The 18,719-nt window shown below is 54.2% G+C and carries 19 protein-coding genes; 16 read left to right on the forward strand and 3 right to left on the reverse strand.

The features are described 5' to 3' along the window. Positions 1-28 precede the first annotated feature (28 nt). The 15 genes from ACQE2I_RS06005 (at position 29) to uxuA (ending at position 16,220) form a co-directional block, all read left to right on the forward strand. Entirely contained in the window at positions 29-766 is a 738-nt protein-coding gene (locus tag ACQE2I_RS06005; protein WP_427030546.1) for a GntR family transcriptional regulator, read from the forward strand. After that, entirely contained in the window at positions 763-1,974 is a 1,212-nt protein-coding gene (gene manD / locus ACQE2I_RS06010; protein ID WP_427030548.1) for a D-mannonate dehydratase ManD, read from the forward strand. The genes ACQE2I_RS06005 and manD overlap by 4 nt, the downstream gene beginning before the upstream one ends. A gap of 47 nt (positions 1,975-2,021) precedes the next feature. Continuing rightward, positions 2,022-3,044 carry a Zn-dependent oxidoreductase gene (locus ACQE2I_RS06015; protein ID WP_427030550.1) on the forward strand — a complete coding sequence of 341 codons (1,023 nt, stop codon included), beginning with the start codon at positions 2,022-2,024 and terminating at the stop codon, positions 3,042-3,044. A gap of 219 nt (positions 3,045-3,263) precedes the next feature. Then, positions 3,264-4,265 (forward strand): C4-dicarboxylate TRAP transporter substrate-binding protein, encoded by a 1,002-nt coding sequence (locus ACQE2I_RS06020; protein ID WP_427030551.1) that lies wholly within the window; start codon positions 3,264-3,266, stop codon positions 4,263-4,265. Between the two features lie 64 nt (positions 4,266-4,329). Further along, entirely contained in the window at positions 4,330-4,818 is a 489-nt protein-coding gene (locus ACQE2I_RS06025) for a TRAP transporter small permease (RefSeq protein ID WP_427030553.1), read from the forward strand. A gap of 52 nt (positions 4,819-4,870) precedes the next feature. Beyond that, positions 4,871-5,485, forward strand: a complete 615-nt coding sequence (locus tag ACQE2I_RS06030; RefSeq protein WP_427030554.1) for a TRAP transporter large permease subunit — start codon at positions 4,871-4,873, stop codon at positions 5,483-5,485. Between the two features lie 42 nt (positions 5,486-5,527). Further along, positions 5,528-6,784 carry an ISL3 family transposase gene (locus ACQE2I_RS06035; protein WP_427029281.1) on the forward strand — a complete coding sequence of 419 codons (1,257 nt, stop codon included), beginning with the start codon at positions 5,528-5,530 and terminating at the stop codon, positions 6,782-6,784. 1 nt (position 6,785) lies between these two features. Beyond that, positions 6,786-7,508, forward strand: coding sequence for a TRAP transporter large permease (locus ACQE2I_RS06040; protein WP_427030556.1), 723 nt, complete (start codon positions 6,786-6,788; stop codon positions 7,506-7,508). 65 nt (positions 7,509-7,573) lie between these two features. Further along, complete coding sequence (gene yiaK / locus ACQE2I_RS06045) at positions 7,574-8,587, forward strand: 3-dehydro-L-gulonate 2-dehydrogenase (RefSeq protein WP_427030558.1); 1,014 nt, start codon at positions 7,574-7,576, stop codon at positions 8,585-8,587. A 60-nt stretch (positions 8,588-8,647) separates the two neighbouring features. Next, a protein-coding gene (locus ACQE2I_RS06050) for an IS3 family transposase (RefSeq protein ID WP_427029054.1) occupies positions 8,648-10,215 on the forward strand; the annotation gives its coding sequence in 2 pieces (ribosomal slippage) (positions 8,648-9,113 and positions 9,113-10,215; 1,569 coding nt in all). Positions 10,216-10,607: 392 nt separating this feature from the next. Then, entirely contained in the window at positions 10,608-11,576 is a 969-nt protein-coding gene (locus ACQE2I_RS06055) for a TRAP transporter substrate-binding protein (RefSeq protein ID WP_427030559.1), read from the forward strand. 92 nt (positions 11,577-11,668) lie between these two features. After that, positions 11,669-12,247 carry a TRAP transporter small permease gene (locus ACQE2I_RS06060; protein ID WP_427030560.1) on the forward strand — a complete coding sequence of 193 codons (579 nt, stop codon included), beginning with the start codon at positions 11,669-11,671 and terminating at the stop codon, positions 12,245-12,247. Positions 12,248-12,249: 2 nt separating this feature from the next. Beyond that, complete coding sequence (locus ACQE2I_RS06065) at positions 12,250-13,530, forward strand: TRAP transporter large permease (RefSeq protein WP_427030563.1); 1,281 nt, start codon at positions 12,250-12,252, stop codon at positions 13,528-13,530. Positions 13,531-13,535: 5 nt separating this feature from the next. Further along, positions 13,536-15,029: a mannitol dehydrogenase family protein gene (locus tag ACQE2I_RS06070; protein WP_427030564.1), complete on the forward strand. Its 1,494-nt coding sequence runs from the start codon at positions 13,536-13,538 to the stop codon at positions 15,027-15,029. Positions 15,030-15,044: 15 nt separating this feature from the next. Next, the gene (uxuA, locus tag ACQE2I_RS06075) at positions 15,045-16,220 is read left to right on the forward strand and encodes a mannonate dehydratase (RefSeq protein ID WP_427030566.1); all 1,176 of its coding nucleotides are present in this window, start codon (positions 15,045-15,047) and stop codon (positions 16,218-16,220) included. A gap of 79 nt (positions 16,221-16,299) precedes the next feature. Here the strand turns inward: uxuA and ACQE2I_RS06080 are convergent, their stop codons facing one another. Continuing rightward, a complete protein-coding gene (locus tag ACQE2I_RS06080; RefSeq protein WP_427030567.1) occupies positions 16,300-16,770 on the reverse strand; it encodes a hypothetical protein in 471 nt (156 codons plus the stop codon). 48 nt (positions 16,771-16,818) lie between these two features. On the opposite strand from ACQE2I_RS06080, the gene ACQE2I_RS06085 reads away from it, so the two are divergent. Continuing rightward, positions 16,819-17,022, forward strand: coding sequence for a hypothetical protein (locus ACQE2I_RS06085; protein WP_427030568.1), 204 nt, complete (start codon positions 16,819-16,821; stop codon positions 17,020-17,022). A 24-nt stretch (positions 17,023-17,046) separates the two neighbouring features. On the opposite strand, the gene ACQE2I_RS06090 is transcribed toward ACQE2I_RS06085, so the two are convergent. Together ACQE2I_RS06090 and ACQE2I_RS06095 are read right to left on the reverse strand one after the other, a co-directional pair. Next, entirely contained in the window at positions 17,047-17,745 is a 699-nt protein-coding gene (locus ACQE2I_RS06090) for an HAD family hydrolase (RefSeq protein ID WP_427030570.1), read from the reverse strand. Next, entirely contained in the window at positions 17,742-18,716 is a 975-nt protein-coding gene (locus ACQE2I_RS06095) for a 2-hydroxyacid dehydrogenase (RefSeq protein ID WP_427030572.1), read from the reverse strand. Before ACQE2I_RS06095 ends, ACQE2I_RS06090 begins: the two co-directional genes overlap by 4 nt. Positions 18,717-18,719 lie beyond the last annotated feature (3 nt).

An 18,719-nucleotide genomic window follows, 5' to 3' on the forward strand; every position in this document is an offset into this window, starting at 1 on the left:
CATGGGCTCTCTATTAGGATCAGGTGCAATGCACACGACATTACGAACACTATGGCAAGAAACCCACGATGGAGAATCGGTTCGCCAACGGCTATTTCACGTTCTGAGGCAGTCGATTATCCAGATGGTACTGGCACCAGGGCAGGCGCTATCGGAAAAGGAAATTGCCGACACCTTTTCGGTTAGCCGTCAGCCGGTGAGAGAAGCTTTTATAAGGCTTTCTGAGGCTGGGCTGGTGGAGGTAAAGCCTCAGCGCGGCACCTATGTCGTCAAGATATCCCAGCAGGCGGTGCTTGAAGCGCGCTTTGTGCGTGAAGCGGTTGAAGTAGCGGTAGTGAAATTAGCGGCTGAAAAAGGCATTGACCCAGAAGTGCTAACAGATCTGCATGATTTGTTAGCGCGGCAGCAGCGCTGTATTGAGCCTAATGATAATGATCGTTTTTATCGTCTTGACGAGGCCTTCCATCGAACGCTTTCGCTGGGGGTAAAGCAGCACGCAGCCTGGAAAGTCATTGAAGAAGTCCGTGCTCAGCTTGACCGGGTGCGCTACCTCAGTGTGCCCCATAGCACTCCGTTAGAAAGGCTTGTGGAGCAGCATGCCAGCATCGTGGCTGCCATTGAGGCGCGCGATGTCTCCCTAGCAGAGCAGGCCATGTTGCTCCATTTACGTGAAATTTTGGTCTCTATGCCTGATCTGGTTCGTCGTTTCCCGAGCATGTTCGATGTACAAGAAAACCAAACGCTTAAGCAGGAGGCAATCCAATGAAGATCGAGCGAGCCTACACCATCGTAACATCGCCGGGGCGCAACTTCGTTACGCTGAAAATTGTTACCGATCAAGGCGAATATGGCATTGGTGATGCCACGCTCAATGGCCGTGAAATGGCCGTTGTGGCTTACCTAGAGGAGCACGTTATTCCGACCTTAATCGGGCGCGATCCTCAGCGCATCGAAGATATCTGGCACTACCTCTATCGCGGTGCTTACTGGCGGCGCGGCCCCGTTACCATGAGTGCGATTGCCGCTGTGGATATGGCGCTTTGGGACATTAAGGCAAAGCTCGCGGGTATGCCGCTATACCAGTTGTTAGGCGGTAAGAGCCGTGACCGCGTCATGGTCTACGGCCATGCAACGGGGCGTGATATTGACGCCTGCCTGGAAGAGGTCGCCCGTCATGTGGATGAGGGCTACAAAGCCGTGCGTGTTCAGGCGGGCGTGCCAGGCATTGCCAGCATTTATGGTGTTGCCAAAAAAGATGGCGAGCCTTATGAACCTGCCGATTCTGATTTGCCCGCCGAGCATGTCTGGAGTACCAGCAAATACTTAAATCATGTACCCAAGCTGTTTGCCGCCGTGCGTGAGCGCTTCGGTGAAGACCTACATGTGCTGCACGATGTGCATCACCGCCTGACGCCCATCGAGGCCGCTCGCTTAGGCAAAGAAGTTGAACCCTACCATCTATTTTGGCTCGAAGATTGCGTACCGGCTGAGAATCAGGAGGCGTTTGGTCTTATTCGCCAGCACACCACCACGCCGTTGGCGGTAGGCGAAGTCTTTAACAGTCTGTATGACGCCAAAGCGCTAATTGAAAACCAATGGATCGACTATATACGCGCCACGCTAACCCATGCTGGCGGCATTACCCATGTGCGCCGAATCGCCGATTTAGCGGGCCTTTATCACGTGCGTACCGGCTTCCACGGGCCGACGGATCTTTCGCCTGTTTGTCTTGGCGCGGCGATTCACTTTGACACCTGGGTGCCCAATTTCGGTATCCAGGAATATATGCCCCATACCAGCGCCACGGATGAAGTCTTCCCCCACGATTACCGTTTTGAAGATGGGCATTTCATTGTCGGCGAAAAGCCGGGGCACGGCGTTGATATCGACGAGCAACTAGCCAAGCAGTACCCCTATAAGCGCGCCAGCTTGCCGGTTAACCGGTTGGAAGATGGCACGTTGTGGCATTGGTGAACTGGGGACATTGGTAACTTAAAGCACGGGTAAGGAGGTTTACGTCAATGAAAGCATTTCAGGTGAAGGCGCCTCATGACTATCAGGTCGCGGACGTTGAAACGCCCAAGGCTGCCGCTGGTGAAACACTGGTGCGTGTGGCATTTGCCGGTATTTGCGGCTCGGACATGCATATTATCCATGGCGATAACGCTTTTGTGCGCTTTCCGCGTATCACCGGTCACGAGTTTGCCGGGGTAGTCGAAGCAGTGGGGGAAGGCGTGCTCGGCGTTGCCGTCGGGGATCGCGTATGCGTTGACCCCGTGATTAGCTGCGGTGAGTGCTACCCCTGCCGGATTGGCCGCCCCAACGTGTGCAGTACGCTTGAGGTGATCGGCGTGCATCGCAATGGCGGTTTTGAAGAGTTAGTCGCCGTGCCCGCTGAAAATCTGCACCAGCTACCTGATCACATTGGACTGGATGCTGCGGCCTTGGTTGAGCCCTACACCATCGCTGCTAACGTGCTTGATCGTATGCAGCCGCATCCCGGCGACAGGCTGATGATTTTAGGCGCTGGCGTTATTGGCCTGACGATTCTGCAGATGGCTCTGGCCAAGGGTATCGAAGAGGTCATCGTCACGGACGTTATTAATCAGCGATTAGCGGCGGCAAAACAGCTTGGGGCAACGCAGGTCTTTAATAGCCGCGAGCAGGACGTGGAAAAAGAGGTGCTTGCCTTAACCCAGGGTGAAGGCGTGCCGCTGATTGCCGATGCGGCCTGCGTGCCAGCGCTGTTACCGCAAATGCTGCGTTTAGCATCGCCAGCAGGGCGCATTGGCCTGCTGGGCTTTAGCTCTCAACCCAGTGAGCTAGTGCAGTTAGAGGTGATTAAGAAAGAGCTGACCCTGGTGGGGTCGCGACTTAACAACCGTAAGTTTCCGGAGGTGCTTAAGCTGATGGCAAGTGGGCAGCTGGATCCGCTTGCGCTGGTTAGCCACCGGCTGCCTCTCGACGAGATGCCCGGCGCCATCGAGCTGTTGGAGCATCACCCTGAAAGAGCACGCAAGGTACTGATTGAGGTCGGTGCTTGAGGGTCACGTCGACTCACCACGTTACCTCATTAAAAACCAAGCGAGAATAATAACCAACAAAGCAAAATTGCAGGAGTGATAAAAATGATCAAAAAGCTATCAACCAATGCGGTACTCGGAACAATGCTGCTCAGCGCGCAATCTACTGACTACACAAAGTGCTAATCAAGATGAACAATTTTGAACCGCTAACCTACGACATTTTTTAGGAATCTAGTGATGAAAAAAACAATACGCATTTTATGTTCTTCAATGGTTGTACTGCTGGTCAGTGCGTGCGGACAAGAAGACGCAGCCGATAATGCAAGTGCAGAGAGTACCTATAGCTTGAATGTTGGTATCGTCATGAACGAGCAAGATCCCATGTATAAGGGAGCGGTGCAGTTCAAGGAAGCCGTAGAAGAGCGCACTAACGGTGATGTCGAAGTCAACGTGTTTTCGAGTTCGCAGTTGGGCAGCACGGCCGACCTTTTAGAGCAGGCGCGAGTGGGGGCTAATGTGGCCACACTCACCGATGCGGGGCCGCTGGGCGACATGGTTCGTGAGATCTCCATTCTTCAAGCGCCTTATATCGTTGACGATTTTGAAGAGGGCCAGGAATTGGTATCCTCGAATCTATTCCGGGGCTGGGAAGCCGGATTGGAGGATCATGATATCAAGGTTCTATCGTTTAACTGGTTTCAGGGCGAACGACACCTGGCAACTACTACGCCGGTACTGGTTCCGGAAGACCTCAACGGCTTGTCGATCCGAACCAATGGTACTTCGATTGTGAATAAGGCCATTGAAGTGATGGGTGGCAATCCGACAGGTCTAGCCTGGGCTGAATCCTATCCAGGACTACAGCAAGGCGTTATTGATGGTGTTGAAGCTCACTACTCTGCCATTCAGGGGGCTCGACTACCCGAAGTCATAACATCAATAGCCAAGACCGGCCATTTTCAGCTTTTGACCGCTTTGACCGTTGGCCAAGAATGGTTTAATAGCTTGCCCGAAGAGTTTCAGGAAATACTGATCGAAGAGTCTTTTAACGCTGGTGAATACGCTTCTAATCTTAATATTGAAAGAACCATGGAGTATGAAGAACAAATGGCTGGCGAAGGCGTTGATATCAACGAAGTCGATATTGCATTATTCAAAGAACAGGCAGATGCATTTTACGACGAATTTGAAGGGTTCAGGGATCTCAGGGAACAAGTCGATCAATTTTTGGACAAGTAAATTGACTAAAGTCAATTTTAAAAATCGGAATCATTTAATAAGACGCTGTCTGAATGAGGCTTTCATGACCAAAATTATCGGTTTTTACGAGAAAGTAGAAGAGTTTCTTTCAAGCATGCTGCTTTTGGTTGTGGTTTTATTGGTGTTCTTTACTGCAATCGGTAGGTGGATAGGCCTACCGGTTGCGTGGTCTGTCAATATTGCCCAGCTACTTTTTGTATGGGTGATATTTCTAGGCGCGAGCCAAGCGCTCAGGGAGAATAAGCATATTGGCGTTGATATTATCACTAGTCTTCTTCCGGAAAAGCTGAAAAGGCTCAATGAGCTTTTCGTCTTAATATTGATGCTGATGTTCTTGCTGTTCAGTATGATTTATGGGCTGAAGTTGAGTGTGGATAATTCTACGAGAGTTATCAGTAATACGTCGATCAGCTATTCGTTCATTACTCTGGCTGTTCCTATAGGGGCCTTCTTAATGATGTTTGGCGTTGTAGGTAAAATATATGTGCTTGCTTTTCGTAAGGAAAAGCCTGCCGGTGACCTTCAGAAATAAAGCGACGTATACATAACAGAAAGCTTATTTTTATAAATTTAAAGGTGATGAAATGTTGCTCGTCTGCTTTTTGTTCTTGTTCCTGCTTTTGATCAATGTACCTATCGCGTTTACGATAGGTATAGCTAGCCTTTCGTTTTTCGTGTTTGAGTCCAACCTTCCGATCTCACTTTTCGTTCAACGTATGGTGAGTGGAACCCAATCATTTCCACTGTTGGCCGTACCTTTCTTTGTGTTGGCCGGGCATATCATGAACGCGTCGGGAATAACCTCGAGGCTGGTACGTTTTGCAAACGCGTTGACCGGCCACTTGATTGGTGGTCTGGCCCACGTGTCCATTATTTTAAGTGGTTTGATGGGTGGCGTGTCAGGGTCAGCCAACGCCGATGCCGCCATGCAGAGCCGCGTGCTTGGGCCTCAGATGATGAAGCGGGGATATTCCGGTGGGTACGCCATCTCGGTTATCGCAGTCAGTTCGCTTATTACGGCGACTATCCCGCCCAGTATCGGCTTGATTCTCTATGGTTTTGTGGGTGAAGTTTCCATTGGAAGGCTCTTTATCGCAGGTATTGTGCCTGGTGTGCTCTTGACGATCGTTTTGATGATAGCATCTTACGTTATTGCTAAAAAAGGCTCTTCGACGTTGGGTGTGGAATTCGCCCCCTGAGCTGGGCCAGAATATGACCTCCACAGCGGCAGGAGGTATGACATGGACGGCACCCAGATTCTAACACTCGGCCTGGGCTTGGAAGCGCCCTGGATCCTCAAGAACCAGTACCTGGATACCGCCGTGTCGCCCCACCGCCTGAACCTCTATGTCGAGGCGGAGCGAGGCAGTTTCTATCCCTGCCCAGAATGTGGTAAGGCCTGCCAAGCTCATGACTTTGCCGACAAAACCTGGCGGCATCTGAACTTCTTTCAGCATCACTGTTACCTGCATGCTCGCGTGCCGCGCACGAAGTGTCCTGACCATGGCGTCAAGCGCATAGAGGTGCCCTGGGCCCGGCCGGGCAGCGACTTTACCCTGCTGTTCGAGCAAGCGGCCATGTCACTGGTCAAGGAGATGCCGGTACTGGCCGTCTCCCGCCAGTTGGAGATTTCCGACAAACGACTATGGCGCATCGTGCACCACTACGTTGGCCGCATGTTGGGGGAACTGGATCTGTCCAAGGTGGTGACGGTCGGCGTGGACGAAACCGCCTCCCGGCGCGGTCATCGCTATGTCACGGTGTTCCTCGACATGCAGCGCAAGCGGGAACCGGTTATCTTTGCCGTCCCAGGCTGCGGCAAGGATGCCATCCAGGCTTTCAGCGCCTTCCTGGCGGCCCATGGCGGCGACCCGAATAATGTGGTCGAGGTCGTCTGCGATATGTCGCCAGCCTTCCTTAGCGGCGTGACCGAGCACCTTCCCAAGGCCGAGGTAACGGTCGACTGGTTCCATATCGTACAGACCTTCACCAAGCGGCTGGACGAGGTACGCAAGAAAGAGCGCCGGGAGCAGGGGCACCCCAAGTCGCTGCGCTGGGCCCTGCTGAAGAACCTGGATAACAAGAACCTGACACCCAAACAGCTTTCGGCGCTCCAGGAGTTGGTGGCCGATCAGAGCGCCACGGCCGATGCCTGGGTGATCAAGGAGAAGCTACGCTGGATCCAGAAGGCTCCAACGCCCAGAGCGGCTCGGTGGCGCATCACGAACTACCTCAAGGTCATGCAGGCGGCGGTGTCTGAAAAGTCACTGCTGAAGCCGATGGGGAAAGCCCTGGCGACGCTTGAGCGGCACGCCGACGCGGTGGTCAGACGCTGGCTCTCGGGACTGACGAACGCAAGACTGGAAGGAATGAATGGTCTGTTCCAAGCGGCTCGGTCACGGGCACGTGGCTACCGGAACGAGGCCAACTTTATCGCCATGATCTACCTGATTGGCAGCCCGGTGGGCCGCCTATTCGATCAGGCCAAATCCACGTGAAGTGACGAAGAACCCTAAAAAAAGAGGGTACGACAGCGAGGTCTCTTTCGAAAAACCCTCTTTTAAAGTGGTTCTGGAAAGCTTTAAAGAGAGTGTTTGGGCACTACTGTTTCCCGTCATACTGATCGTAGGTATCCGTTTTGGTATATTCACTGCCTCCGAAGGCGGTGCTTTTGCCGTTGTTTATGCCTTTCTTATCGGCACTTTCGTGTATCGCGAATTGACCTTTGCTAAAGCTAGAGAAGTTTTAAAAGAGACGGTGACCGATAACGCGGTGATCATGTTGATCATCTCCTCGGCGGCCATACTAGGGTATCTCGTAACCTACGCTCGCGTACCTCAGAGTGTTTCCGAATTGATTTTAGGCGTGACAAGCGATCCCACGTTAGTTCTGCTTTTAGTGCTGCTATTTATACTCGTAGCGGGTATGTTTATGGAGGCAACGGTTAACACCTTGCTGCTGACGCCTATCTTTTTGCCGATCGTTCAGCAGTTCGGTGTCGATCCCGTGCATTTTGGCATCATCATGATGCTCATCGTGACGCTGGGGGGGATGACGCCGCCAGTAGGAGTCACTATGTATACCGTTTGCTCATTAACCGGCATACCAATAAATCAATACTTAAAAGAGTCCTGGCCTTTCTTGCTGACCGTCGTGGCGTTGGTATTCGTACTTGCTTTTTCCCCAAGTGTCGTTTTGTTCTTGCCCAATCTTTTGATGTGAATTTCAAGGCCGATCCAGTAGTGCATCGTATTCTGGGATGTTAATTAATTTAAGGAGTAGTTGAAATGACCCGTGTACCCTACGAAGAAATGAAAAATGAAATTCAGCGCATATTGTTAAGTAAAGGTTTCGGTAAGGCACGCGCTGAGGAGTGTGCGGCGTTATTTACGGAGGCAAGCCTTGACGGGGTTTATTCCCACGGCTTGAACCGTGTGCCCAGGTTCATTGATTACATTGAAAATGGTTGGGTCGATATACATGCAGAGCCAAGCCTGGTTAATAGCCTCGGTGCCTTCGAGCAATACGACGGTAACCTTGGCCCGGGAAATCTGAACGCAAAATACTCCATGGATCGCGCTATTTCTCTTGCCCAGGAAAATAGCTTCGGCATTGTCGCCATCAAAAACACTAGCCACTGGATGAGGGGCGGAAGCTACGGATGGCAAGCGGCCAATGCGGGCTGTATAGGCCTTTGCTGGACCAATACCGAGTCCTGTATGCCGCCGTGGGGTGCTAAGGATCGTAAAATAGGTAACAATCCAATGATCATGGCCGTACCCGGGCCGGACGGTCACGTCGTACTGGATATGGCGATGTCGCAATTCTCTTACGGTAAGCTTGAAGTAACCCGGCTCAAGGATGAGGTGTTGTCCATCGACGGCGGTTTCGATAGTGAAGGGAACCTGACGAAAGTGCCAGCAGAAATTGAGCAGTCGATGCGTATTTTGCCCACAGGCTACTGGAAGGGCTCGGGGCTTGCCGTCATGCTGGACTTGATAGCCGCCTTACTGTCAGGTGGGCTATCGACAAATAAGGTGGATGCACAAAAGCCCGCTTCGCACGTGTCGGGATACGGGGTTTCGCAGGTCTTTATAGCGTTTGCCCCGACGAAACTATCCTCAGAAAATTTCTTGAACGAAACCGTGAGTGGGCTCATCAACTACCTGCATGACGCCGACCCTGCAGAGGGGCACAGTAACGTTAGCTACCCAGGTGAAAGAACCTTGCAAACGCGAATTGAAAATCTCGAAAAGGGTATTCCCGTAGATGATGGTATTTGGCCCCCAGTGTCAGGATGAGTGTCGCACCCTCTGATACCCTGTTCTTATAAACCGATCAGGGGGCGAAAGGAGACACTCATGCCTCGTTACTCTGAGGAGCGCCGGCAAGCCGTAGTGACCAAGCTGCTGCCTCCCCACAACCTCTCCCCGAAGGTGATCGCGGAGCAGGAAGGGATCTCGCTGGGCACCGTCTACAAGTGGCGCAAGGAAGCCCGCGCTGAGGGGCGGTGCCTGCCGGATGCTCTGGGCAAGGGCGCCGATGGCTGGTCGTCCAAGGACAAGTTCAACGCCGTGCTTGAGACCGCCTCGATGAACGTCCAGGAGGCTGCGGAATACTGCCGCCGCCGGGGCATCTATCCCGAGCAGCTGGAGCGGTGGCGCCACGACTGCGAGCAAGCCGCCAGCCTCTCCCAGTCAGAACGCCAACGTGAGGCCGACGAGGCCAAGCAGCAACGCAAGCGCATCAAGGCGCTGGAGAAGGAGCTCGCCCGCAAGAACGAGGCCCTGGCAGAAACCGCGGCGTTACTGGCCCTCAGAAAAAAGGCGAGGGCGATCTGGGGGGACGAGGACGCATGATCAGCACCCCAGATCGCCAACGCGCCATCGCGCTGATCGAAGACGCCCGGGCCCAGGGGGCCCGCCTGGACGCCGCCTGCCGCGAACTCGGCATCACCGCCAGAACATACCAGCGCTGGACGCGCGACGGCGAGCTACGCGAGGACCAGCGCCCTTTGGTCGACCGGCCGGTGCCGGCTAACGCGCTGACACCGGCCGAAGAGCAGGAGATTCTCGACGTGTGCCACCGCCCCGAGTACGCGAGCCTGCCGCCAGAGCAGATCGTGGTGCGCCTGTTCGACGAAGAGCAGCGCTACGTGGCATCCCCCTCGTCGTTCTACCGCGTCCTGCACAAGCACCGAGAAGTGGTGCATCGTGGCCGCGCCAAAGTACCTCAGCGCCGCGCCAAGCCCACGACCTACCAGGCCACCGCGCCGAACCAGGTGTGGTCGTGGGATTGCACATGGATGGGCGGTCCGATCAAGGGGCAGTACTACTACCTGGTGATGCTGCTCGACATCTATAGCCGCAAGATCACCGGCTGGGAAGTGTTCCTGGCCGAGTCGGCCCACAACTCCCGTACCGTGCTGGAGCGGGCGGTGCTGGCCGAGCAGATCATCGATCAGCCGCTGGTGTTGCATGCGGACAACGGCAGCCCCTTCAAGGGTGCGACGCTGCTGGAGAAGCTGCATGACCTTGGCATCACGCCATCGTTCAGCCGGCCGCGGGTCTCCAATGATAACCCCTACTCGGAGGCGCTGTTTCGCACCTGTAAATACCGGCCTTGCTACCCAGTTGATGGGTTCGCCACGGTCGACGACGCCCGTGAGTGGGTGGCCAGCTTCGTGCAGTGGTACAACCACGAGCATCGCCACAGCGGGATCCGCCTGGTGACACCGGCACAGCGACATGCTGGCGAGGATACTAGCGTGCTGGCAAAGCGGCATGCCATCAATCAGGCAGCGCGTGCGGCCAACCCCGCTCGTTGGAGCGGCAAGACCCGCAATTGGACGCCGATTGGCACCGTATCTCTTAACCCGGAGCGGGAGCTCCAGGTCACCGTCGCTGAACCGGAAAAACAGGTGGCCTGAATGATCTCAGAGGCGACAGATTTCTTGACAACTACCGTTGGGAAACCGTTCTAAATCTATAAACACCGGAGTATCACTGATACTCAATGGATTTTAGCATGCGCCTATAGGAAAGCACCATGAATCACGTCCTGCGGCTGGCCGTTGGCGCAAGCGAAAAGAGTGATATGAGTATCGTGCATCTGGTACCTGGGTGCATTTCATCGCACCCACCAGACGGTACGTCTCGATCACTATCGCTAGCGTAACGGCGATACCCGATGGGGCATCACCCTGAAAGAGCACGCAAGGTACTGATTGAGGTCGGAGCCTAATGCTGCACCTCAGCCATGCACGACCGCAAATCGGCGGTTATCCAATAATACATAACGCTCATGTGCAGGAGTCACACCATGCTTAAGAAATTAATCACCACCGCTGTGTTAGGCGCTGCTATTGCTAGCAGCACTTCACTCATGGCAGCAGATTACACGTTGCAATTTGGCCATTTAGCGAATGAGCAGAATATTTGGCACCAGGCCGCCGAGAGGTTTAAAGAGGAAGTCGAAGCCAACTCTGACGGCCAGATTGAAGTACGCCTCTATCCCAGTGAGCAGTTGGGCAACGAGATGGACGTGATCAACAGTATCCAGCTAGGCACGGCGGATATGACGATCACCGGTGAAAGCTTACAGAACTGGGCGCCTAAAGCCGCAATAATGGCGGTACCTTACGCCTTTCGAGACTCCGAACATCTGCATGCGGCGGTGAATGGTGAGATTGGTGCCGAAATTGAAGCCCAAATCACTGAGCGCACTAACCTGGTGCCCTTGGCGTGGTTTGAACGTGGCCCCCGTGAGCTGACCTCCAATCGTCCTATCCGCACGCCTGATGAGCTGGATGGGTTACGTCTGCGCGTGCCGAACGTGCCGCTATTCGTCGATACCTGGCAGGCAATGGGGGCACGTCCAACCCCAATGGCGTTTAGCGAAGTGTTCACCGCGCTACAGCAAAATACCCTGGAAGGGCAAGAGAACCCGCTTAGTCTGATCGAAAGCGCCAGCTTCAATGAGGTACAGGACTACGTCAACATGACCGGTCATGTACGCAGCTGGATCTATGTAGTGATTGGCCGTAATCAGCTGGAAAGTATGCCGGATGAACTTCAGCAGGTGGTGCGAGATGCCGCTCAAACGATGCAGGAATACCAGGCCGAGCTGTTCATTGAGGATCAAGAACGCCTTGAGCAAGCGCTTCAAGAGCGTGGCATGGAGTTCGTCGAAGTCGACGTCGATGCATTCGCAGAGAAAGCTCGTCCCGCCGTGCTTGAGGCTTTAACCGATGAGCAGCGCGAACTCTTTGACGCTATCCAAGACTTGTAAGGTCATTGGGAGTGAATAGCTGATGACATTGGGCTGGCAAAATGCTAGCCCAATTTCTACTGCAATAGCGGCTTGCTCATGAGGATACGGTTATGAACTCGGACCACAAAACGCTTGAACAGGAAGTGTTAGAAAGTCTGGAACCAATGGCGGCAGTGCCTAAACTATCAGGCCCCATCGGACGCGTGATTGGCTGGGTGGATAGATGCTTTCTGAGCTTGGCTGTTGTGGCACTTGTAGCGATTGCCGCCACGGTACTGCTGCAAATTTGTTCGCGGCTATTTTTGCCATTTTCGATAGCCTGGACTGAGGAGCTTTCGCGCTATCTGTTTATTTATATGGTGGCGTTATCCGCTGGTGTGGTACTGCGACAGAACCGAAACATCAGCGTTGAGCTTTTTCATCACCTGCTGGGGTCGCGTATGCAGGCGGCTTTTCAAGTGTTGATCTGTGCGCTGATTGGTCTATTTGCCTTTCTGGTGCTGCCTTACGCTTGGCAGTATGCGCAAAACGGCGCTTGGCAGACCTCGCCAACGCTGCATGTCCCCATGCTGTATATCTTTTTCTCAACGGTAGTCACCTTTGCGCTACTCCTGGTTTACAGCTTACTAGGGTGTCTTGAGGGAATTATCGCAATGTGTCGCTCCTCTGCCTCCCTTCAGGAGTCGTAAGCATGGAAGTTATTATCCTCTTTAGCGTTTTCTTGGTTTTGCTCTTGGTGGGCATGCCCATTGCGTTTGCATTGGGGTTAGCGTCGCTCTCTTATCTTCTGCTTGAAGGCATTTCATTAACCATTGTGCCGCAGCGTATGTATGCGGGTATCGATACCTTCGTGCTGTTGTGTATTCCCGGTTTCGTGCTGGCTGGCAATTTAATGAACGTGGGCAATATTACTGATCATATTGTGCGCTTTTCCAACGCTCTGTTAGGCCATATTCGCGGCGGTCTTGGCTTGGCCAACGTGGCTGGCTCGATGATTTTTGGCGGTATCTCCGGTACGGCCGTGGCCGATTCCGCCAGCATCGGTTCGGTGATGATTCCCGGTATGGCGCGCTCGGGTTATGACAAGCCGTTTGCCGCTGCGGTTACCGCCGCCTCGTCAACCGTTGGGCCGATTATACCGCCTAGCGTGCCGATGATTATTGCCGGTTCCCTTAGCGGTATTTCGGTCGGGCGGATGTTTCTGGCAGGCGCGATTCCTGGTCTGTTGATGGGGCTCGCTATGATGGTCACGGTGTATATCTTGGCCGTTCGTCGTGGCTATCCAAAAGAGCAGCGGGTTCCGTTTTTGCAACTGCTGCGCGAAGCCAAAACAGCCTTCTGGGCACTGCTGATGACCGTGATTATTCTCTACGGCATTATTGGCGGTTTCTTTACTCCCACTGAAGCTTCTATTGTGGCTTGCCTCTATGCCTTAGTGGTTGGCATGTATGTCTATAAAGGGCTGTCGTGGAAAAAGCTCCCGGCGATTTTGTCGGATACTGTATTAACCTCTTCGGCACTACTGCTGATGGTAGGGTTGGCGAACCTGTTTGGCTGGATACTCACCAGCGAACAAATTCCTCAGATGATCGCCGCGCTTATACTCTCCATTAGCGATAACCCGCTGATTGTTTTACTCATCCTTAACCTGATTCTTTTGTTTGTTGGCGCTTTTATGGAGACCATCGCCGCGCTGATTATTCTTTTCCCGGCCTTGGTGGGGGTAGCCACTGGCGTGGGTGTCGATCCGGTTCACTTTGCGGTGATCGCGGTGTTGAACCTGATGATTGGTTTAACCACACCGCCGGTAGGGGTATGCCTGTTTGTGGTGGCCGGCATTGGCAAAATTCCGATGTTGACCGTTGCCAGAGCTATCGTGCCCTTTTTGCTCTGCAATTTAGCGGTGCTGCTGTTGGTGACTTATGTCCCCGCGATTTCGCTTTGGTTGCCTAACTTGCTGATGGGAGAGTAGTGACTATGGGCCAGCAATGTATTGACGCCATGCCTAAAAGCGGCCAGATCGGGGTTGTCCATTTAGGCTTAGGCGCTTTTCACCGCGCCCACCAAGCGGTCTATCTAGAGCGCTATCGTCAGCGCAGCGGCGATACTGCCTGGGGTGTATGCAGCGCTAACCTACGTTCTAGCGTTGGTTTAGTCGATGGATTGAGCGCGGCTGGGCATCGTTATCATGTAGCGGAGTACGTTGATAGCGAAAGCATCACGCTGCGCGAAATAGGCGTGATCGAAGAGACGCTGTTCTCGGGCCGTGATAGCTCTGGAGATAGCGCTGGAAATAGTTTGAATAACTGGGGACGCGACCGGGAGGCGCTGCTGGCGAGAATGGCTTCCGCAGATACGCGAATTGTGACGCTGACAGTGACCGAGAAGGGCTACTTTCTAAATCCCGCCAGTGGTGAGTTGAGAGTCGATGACCCGATGATCATCGGTGATATAGCCTCGCCTCAGCAGCCGCGCACCGCGCCAGGTTTGTTGGTGGAAGCGTTGGTTCGGCGGCGCGAAGCGGGCATCGCTCCGTTTAGCGTGCTCTCTTGCGACAATATGCCGGATAACGGTAAGCGCACACGTCAAGCGGTGGTGCAACTGGCCGAACATCGAGACGCAGAATTGGCCAGTTGGATAGCCAATAAGGTGGCATTTCCCTGCAGCATGGTAGACCGCATTGTGCCTGCCATGACGGATGCCGACTTCGAACGCTTAGCGACGCTGGAAATCAATGATCCCAACGCCGTGGTGTGCGAAGCCTTCACTCAGTGGGTGGTGGAAGACTGCTTTCCATTAGGGCGGCCAAGCTGGGAAGCCGAGGGCGTTGAGATGGTCGCCGATGTGGCGCCATTTGAAACCATGAAGCTACGCATGCTCAACGGCAGTCATTCGCTGCTGGCTTACCTGGGCGCATTAGCAGGGATTGAAACGGTCTATGACGGCGTCAATCATGTCGAACTTCGGGCGCTGTTGCGCCGCTATATGCTTAAAGAGGCGGCACCTACGCTAGAGATGCCGGAAGGCATCGATTTAGGTGCTTACGCTGACTCGCTGCTGGCGCGCTTTGCCAATGACAGTTTGCGTCATCGTCTGCAGCAAATCGCCATGGATGGCAGCCAAAAGCTCCCGCAGCGCTGGCTGACGGGTGCGCTAAAACGTAGCACTGCTGGGCAGTCATCGCCCTGCGTCGCACTAGGGTTGGCGGCCTGGATTCGCTACACCGCAGGCCAAGACCTGCTCGGGCATCGCTACTCTGTCGACGACCCGCTGGCCGCGCGTTTTACCTCGCTGCACCAAGCACAGGGTTCCGATAGCGCTGCACTAGTGGCTGCCTTTTTGGCCATGGACGATGTGGTGCCGAGGGAACTGGCAGCGGATAAGGGGTTTGTCCAGGCGGTGGTGGCCGCCTATCAGACGTTGACCCATGATGGGCTGAGCGGGGCGCTCGCAGCGCTTGATCACAACTAATATAAGGAGATCATCATGGAACATACTTGGCGCTGGTTCGGCCCTAATGATGCGATTAGCCTAGAAGAGATCCGCCAGACAGGCGCTACCGGTATCGTGACGGCATTGCATGAGGTGCCCAATGATCAGGTTTGGTCGGTTGAGGCGATTCGTGAGCGTCAGCAGATGATCGAAGCGGCAGGTCTGGCATGGTCGGTGGTTGAGAGTGTGCCGGTACATGAGTCGATCAAAAAAGGCTTGCCCGAACGTGACGCGTTAATTGCCACCTACTGCCAGACCCTGCGCAATTTAGCTGCCTGTGGTGTCGATACTGTTTGCTACAATTTCATGCCTGTACTTGATTGGACGCGCACCGACCTGACCTATGAGCTATCCGATGGCGCTTTGGCGCTGCGCTTTGAGCAGGTGGCGTTTGCAGCTTTTGACTTGTATCTGCTTCAACGCCCTGGTGCTGAGAGCGAGTATAGTGCCGAGGAAAAAAGTCAGGCAGCTCGCTATTTAGATGGGTTGGATAAAGCCAGTCGTGACAAGCTGGTCAATACGTTGATCGCTGGGCTGCCGGGCGCCGAAGAGCACTACACCCTTGAGCAGTTTCGCACTGTATTGGAAGGGTACGCTGATATTGACGCCGCTAGGCTGCGGGAAAACCTTGGCTACTTTCTGCAGGCGGTGATTCCGGTGGCAGAGGAAGTGGGCATTCGTATGGCTATTCATCCGGATGACCCACCGCGGCCGCTATTGGGTCTGCCCCGGGTGGTCTCGACTCGCGAAGATGCCCAGTGGATTGTCGATCGTGTGCCCAGCCCCGCCAATGGCTTGACGCTTTGCACAGGCTCTTACGGCGTGCGTGAAGACAATGACTTGGTGGTTATGACCCGCCACTTTGCGCCGCATATTAACTTTATCCATCTGCGCGCCACACAGCGCGAAGCGGATACGCGAACGTTCCACGAAGCGCCGCACTTGGCTGGCGATGTGGATATGGTAGGTGTAATAAAAGCACTGGTGGAAGAAGAGCGCCGCCGTGGAAAAGAGGGCGGGGCACGCCTGCCGCTGCGACCTGACCACGGCCATCAACTTCTGGACGACCAACAGCGCAACACAGCACCGGGTTACCCCCTATACGGGCGCCTGCGCGGCTTGGCCGAGTTGCGTGGCGTGGAGTTGGCGGTGCGTCAGCTAACTATCTGATAAAAATACTTTTAAAATAAAAAAGCCCCACTGATTTTAATTAAATCAGTGGGGCTTTTTTCGTGCGAGTGGTTAGTTATTAACGTGGCGTTGAAGGCACTTCTGCACTGGTCAGTGTCGGTTCGGGCGCCTGCTCCATCCGCTGACGTTCTTGGTCAAGAATCGCCAGAGCCTGGGCAGAGGTAACGCGAGAAGCGGGCGTTATTAAGCTTACAATTACCCCGGCTGCCAGTGCTGCTAGCACAGCAGGAATACTTGGGTTACCCCAGAAATCCGCCCAATCGCTATTGGCGATAATCGTTAAGGATGTCGCTGATGCGAAAATCAGCGTAGCAATGGCGCCCTGCCAATTATAGCGTGGCCAGAATCGGCCTAGCATGGCACTCACAAACAGGCCTGAAAGAATCGTCGAGATCATGCGGGTGATGTAGGTAATCACATTATCTGAGGCCAATGCGAACAGCAGCGCCAGACCAATCGTCGCCACTAAGGCAATACGCGAGAAGCGCACCACGTTACGTGCTGAGGGCGTGCGGCCTGTGGCCAGCACATTATTGCGCTGCGTCGTTTTCGGGAAGCGGGGGAGGCCTCTCAGCTTTTGTCGGTCGCTGGCTGGGAGGTGACAAAAATGATGGACCAGCACACCTTTGTGCGCCTTCCCCATGAGGCCCAGGATATCGAGGTCGGCGACATCATCGCGTTTGGCGCTTCTCACCCATGTTTGACCTTTGACAAATGGCGTCAGCTGCTACTTGTTGATGACGAACTAAACGTGAAGCAGCACTTGGTGACCTGCTTTTAAGCATTGCCCCGCTCCTTCCTGCCGCTAAGCGGTAGCGGCTGTCGATAAGCGTAAAATTGCCGCTGGTAGTTCGCAGGCGTGGTGAATGCCTACCGCGCCTTTGGGCGTGCTCTCTTCGTTTGGAAAGTGGTTGAGATGGATCACGTGCATGCCTGCCGCCAGCCCTGCTTCAACACCTACCGCCGCATCATCAATCACCACACACGCTTGTGGTGCGTAGCCCATAGCAACGGCTGCCTTGCGATAAAGCGCTGGGTCTGGCTTCCAAACGTTCAGGGTATAGGCGCTAAACAGCCTGTCTTCAAAATGGTGGCCCAGCGCAGTGCTCTCTAGCGCACAGCGTATTTTAGGTTCGGGGCCATTAGATACAACGGCTTTAGGGTGATCGCTTAGCTGGTCAAGTGCGGCAGGTATACCAGGGATGGCAATAAGCTCTGAGCGCATACGGGCTTCCATGCGGGCCCGCATGCCAGCCTCAAGCTTGGCAAACGCGCCGTCCGCCAATGGTTGAAAACGGCTTTCAAGCGTTTGCACGATGGTCTGGAAACGTACGCCTCTAAATTCATCCATATATTGCTGTGCCGAGAAGGGCAAACCAAACTCAGGAAGAATATCGCCCATCACTTCAGCAAGTAGTACTTCGCTATCGACGAGCGTGCCGTCACAGTCGAAGAGCAAACAGAAAGGGGAGTGCTTGGGTTTAGCGGGCATGGCTGAATTCATTTCCAAACTTCCTCATTAACCAGACTAATCGGGCGTTCACCCTGCAGTGCTAGGCGAATATTATCCACTGCCCGCTGGGCCATGGCGTCGCGGGTTTCATGGGTAGCGGAGCCGATATGGGGCAGGGCGACCACATTTGACATCTGCGTCAGTGGTGATGAGGCAGGTAATGGCTCTTGCGCAAACACATCAAGCCCAGCCGCTTTAATCACGCCGTTTTCCAGGGCGTGAATCAAGGCGTTTTCATCAACCACTTTACCGCGGGCGATATTGATAAAAATGGCGGAGGTCTTCATCAGCGCGAATTGATGCGCGCCAATCAAGTGCTCGGTTTCAGCGGTGAGCGGAACCGTTACACAAACAAAGTCGGCTTCGTTCAATAGCTCGTTTAGTTCACGGCGTTCAGCACCAAGTTCGTTTTCCAGCTCAGGCTTCGGAGAGGCTTTCGAGTAGAGTACCTTCATGCCAAAGCCCAGGGCGCCGCGCCTGGCCACCGCCTGACCGATGCGTCCAAAGCCCACCATGCCGAGGGTTTTGCCATGCACGTCGCTGCCAAACAGCGCCGGACCAATACTGCCCTGCCATTCACCTGCTTTGATCCACTCGGCTAACTCAACGGCGCGCCGGGCTGTGGTCATAATCAGGGTAAAGCCCGTATCGGCGGTGGTTTCAGTGAGCACGTCAGGCGTATTGCACAGCATAATGCCGCGCTGGGTGAGTTCATTAACGGGGATGTTGTCATAGCCTACGGAGATAGTGGCGATGGCCGTTAGGTTTGGCGCTGCGTCTAATAACTCAGGGGTAATCGCCAGACCAGAACCGATAATGCCATTGGCCTTGGCCAGTAGAGCGTGGTTGGCCGGGTCGTTCAACGCCGTGGTTTTCGGCAGTACGTCTACCTCAAACAAATCATTCAGCTCTGCTAGCTGGGTATCGCTGAGTCGTCCTTGCACCACTAGACGTTTTTTCATTGT

The organism is Halomonas sp. H2 (assembly GCF_050215315.1).
GTDB lineage: Bacteria > Pseudomonadota > Gammaproteobacteria > Pseudomonadales > Halomonadaceae > Vreelandella.

Bases quoted from the DNA above. Each gene is read 5' to 3' on its own strand.
- ACQE2I_RS06020 (WP_427030551.1), top strand. From the start codon at position 3,264: ATGAAAAAAACAATACGCATTTTATGTTCTTCAATGGTTGTACTGCTG.
- ACQE2I_RS06065 (WP_427030563.1), top strand. From the start codon at position 12,250: ATGGAAGTTATTATCCTCTTTAGCGTTTTCTTGGTTTTGCTCTTGGTG.
- uxuA (WP_427030566.1), top strand. From the start codon at position 15,045: ATGGAACATACTTGGCGCTGGTTCGGCCCTAATGATGCGATTAGCCTA.
- ACQE2I_RS06070 (WP_427030564.1), top strand. From the start codon at position 13,536: ATGGGCCAGCAATGTATTGACGCCATGCCTAAAAGCGGCCAGATCGGG.
- ACQE2I_RS06030 (WP_427030554.1), top strand. From the start codon at position 4,871: ATGTTGCTCGTCTGCTTTTTGTTCTTGTTCCTGCTTTTGATCAATGTA.
- ACQE2I_RS06095 (WP_427030572.1), bottom strand. From the start codon at position 18,716: ATGAAAAAACGTCTAGTGGTGCAAGGACGACTCAGCGATACCCAGCTA.
- ACQE2I_RS06060 (WP_427030560.1), top strand. From the start codon at position 11,669: ATGAACTCGGACCACAAAACGCTTGAACAGGAAGTGTTAGAAAGTCTG.
- ACQE2I_RS06035 (WP_427029281.1), top strand. From the start codon at position 5,528: ATGGACGGCACCCAGATTCTAACACTCGGCCTGGGCTTGGAAGCGCCC.
- ACQE2I_RS06015 (WP_427030550.1), top strand. From the start codon at position 2,022: ATGAAAGCATTTCAGGTGAAGGCGCCTCATGACTATCAGGTCGCGGAC.
- yiaK (WP_427030558.1), top strand. From the start codon at position 7,574: ATGACCCGTGTACCCTACGAAGAAATGAAAAATGAAATTCAGCGCATA.
- ACQE2I_RS06025 (WP_427030553.1), top strand. From the start codon at position 4,330: ATGACCAAAATTATCGGTTTTTACGAGAAAGTAGAAGAGTTTCTTTCA.
- ACQE2I_RS06090 (WP_427030570.1), bottom strand. From the start codon at position 17,745: ATGAATTCAGCCATGCCCGCTAAACCCAAGCACTCCCCTTTCTGTTTG.
- ACQE2I_RS06005 (WP_427030546.1), top strand. From the start codon at position 29: ATGCACACGACATTACGAACACTATGGCAAGAAACCCACGATGGAGAA.
- manD (WP_427030548.1), top strand. From the start codon at position 763: ATGAAGATCGAGCGAGCCTACACCATCGTAACATCGCCGGGGCGCAAC.
- ACQE2I_RS06055 (WP_427030559.1), top strand. From the start codon at position 10,608: ATGCTTAAGAAATTAATCACCACCGCTGTGTTAGGCGCTGCTATTGCT.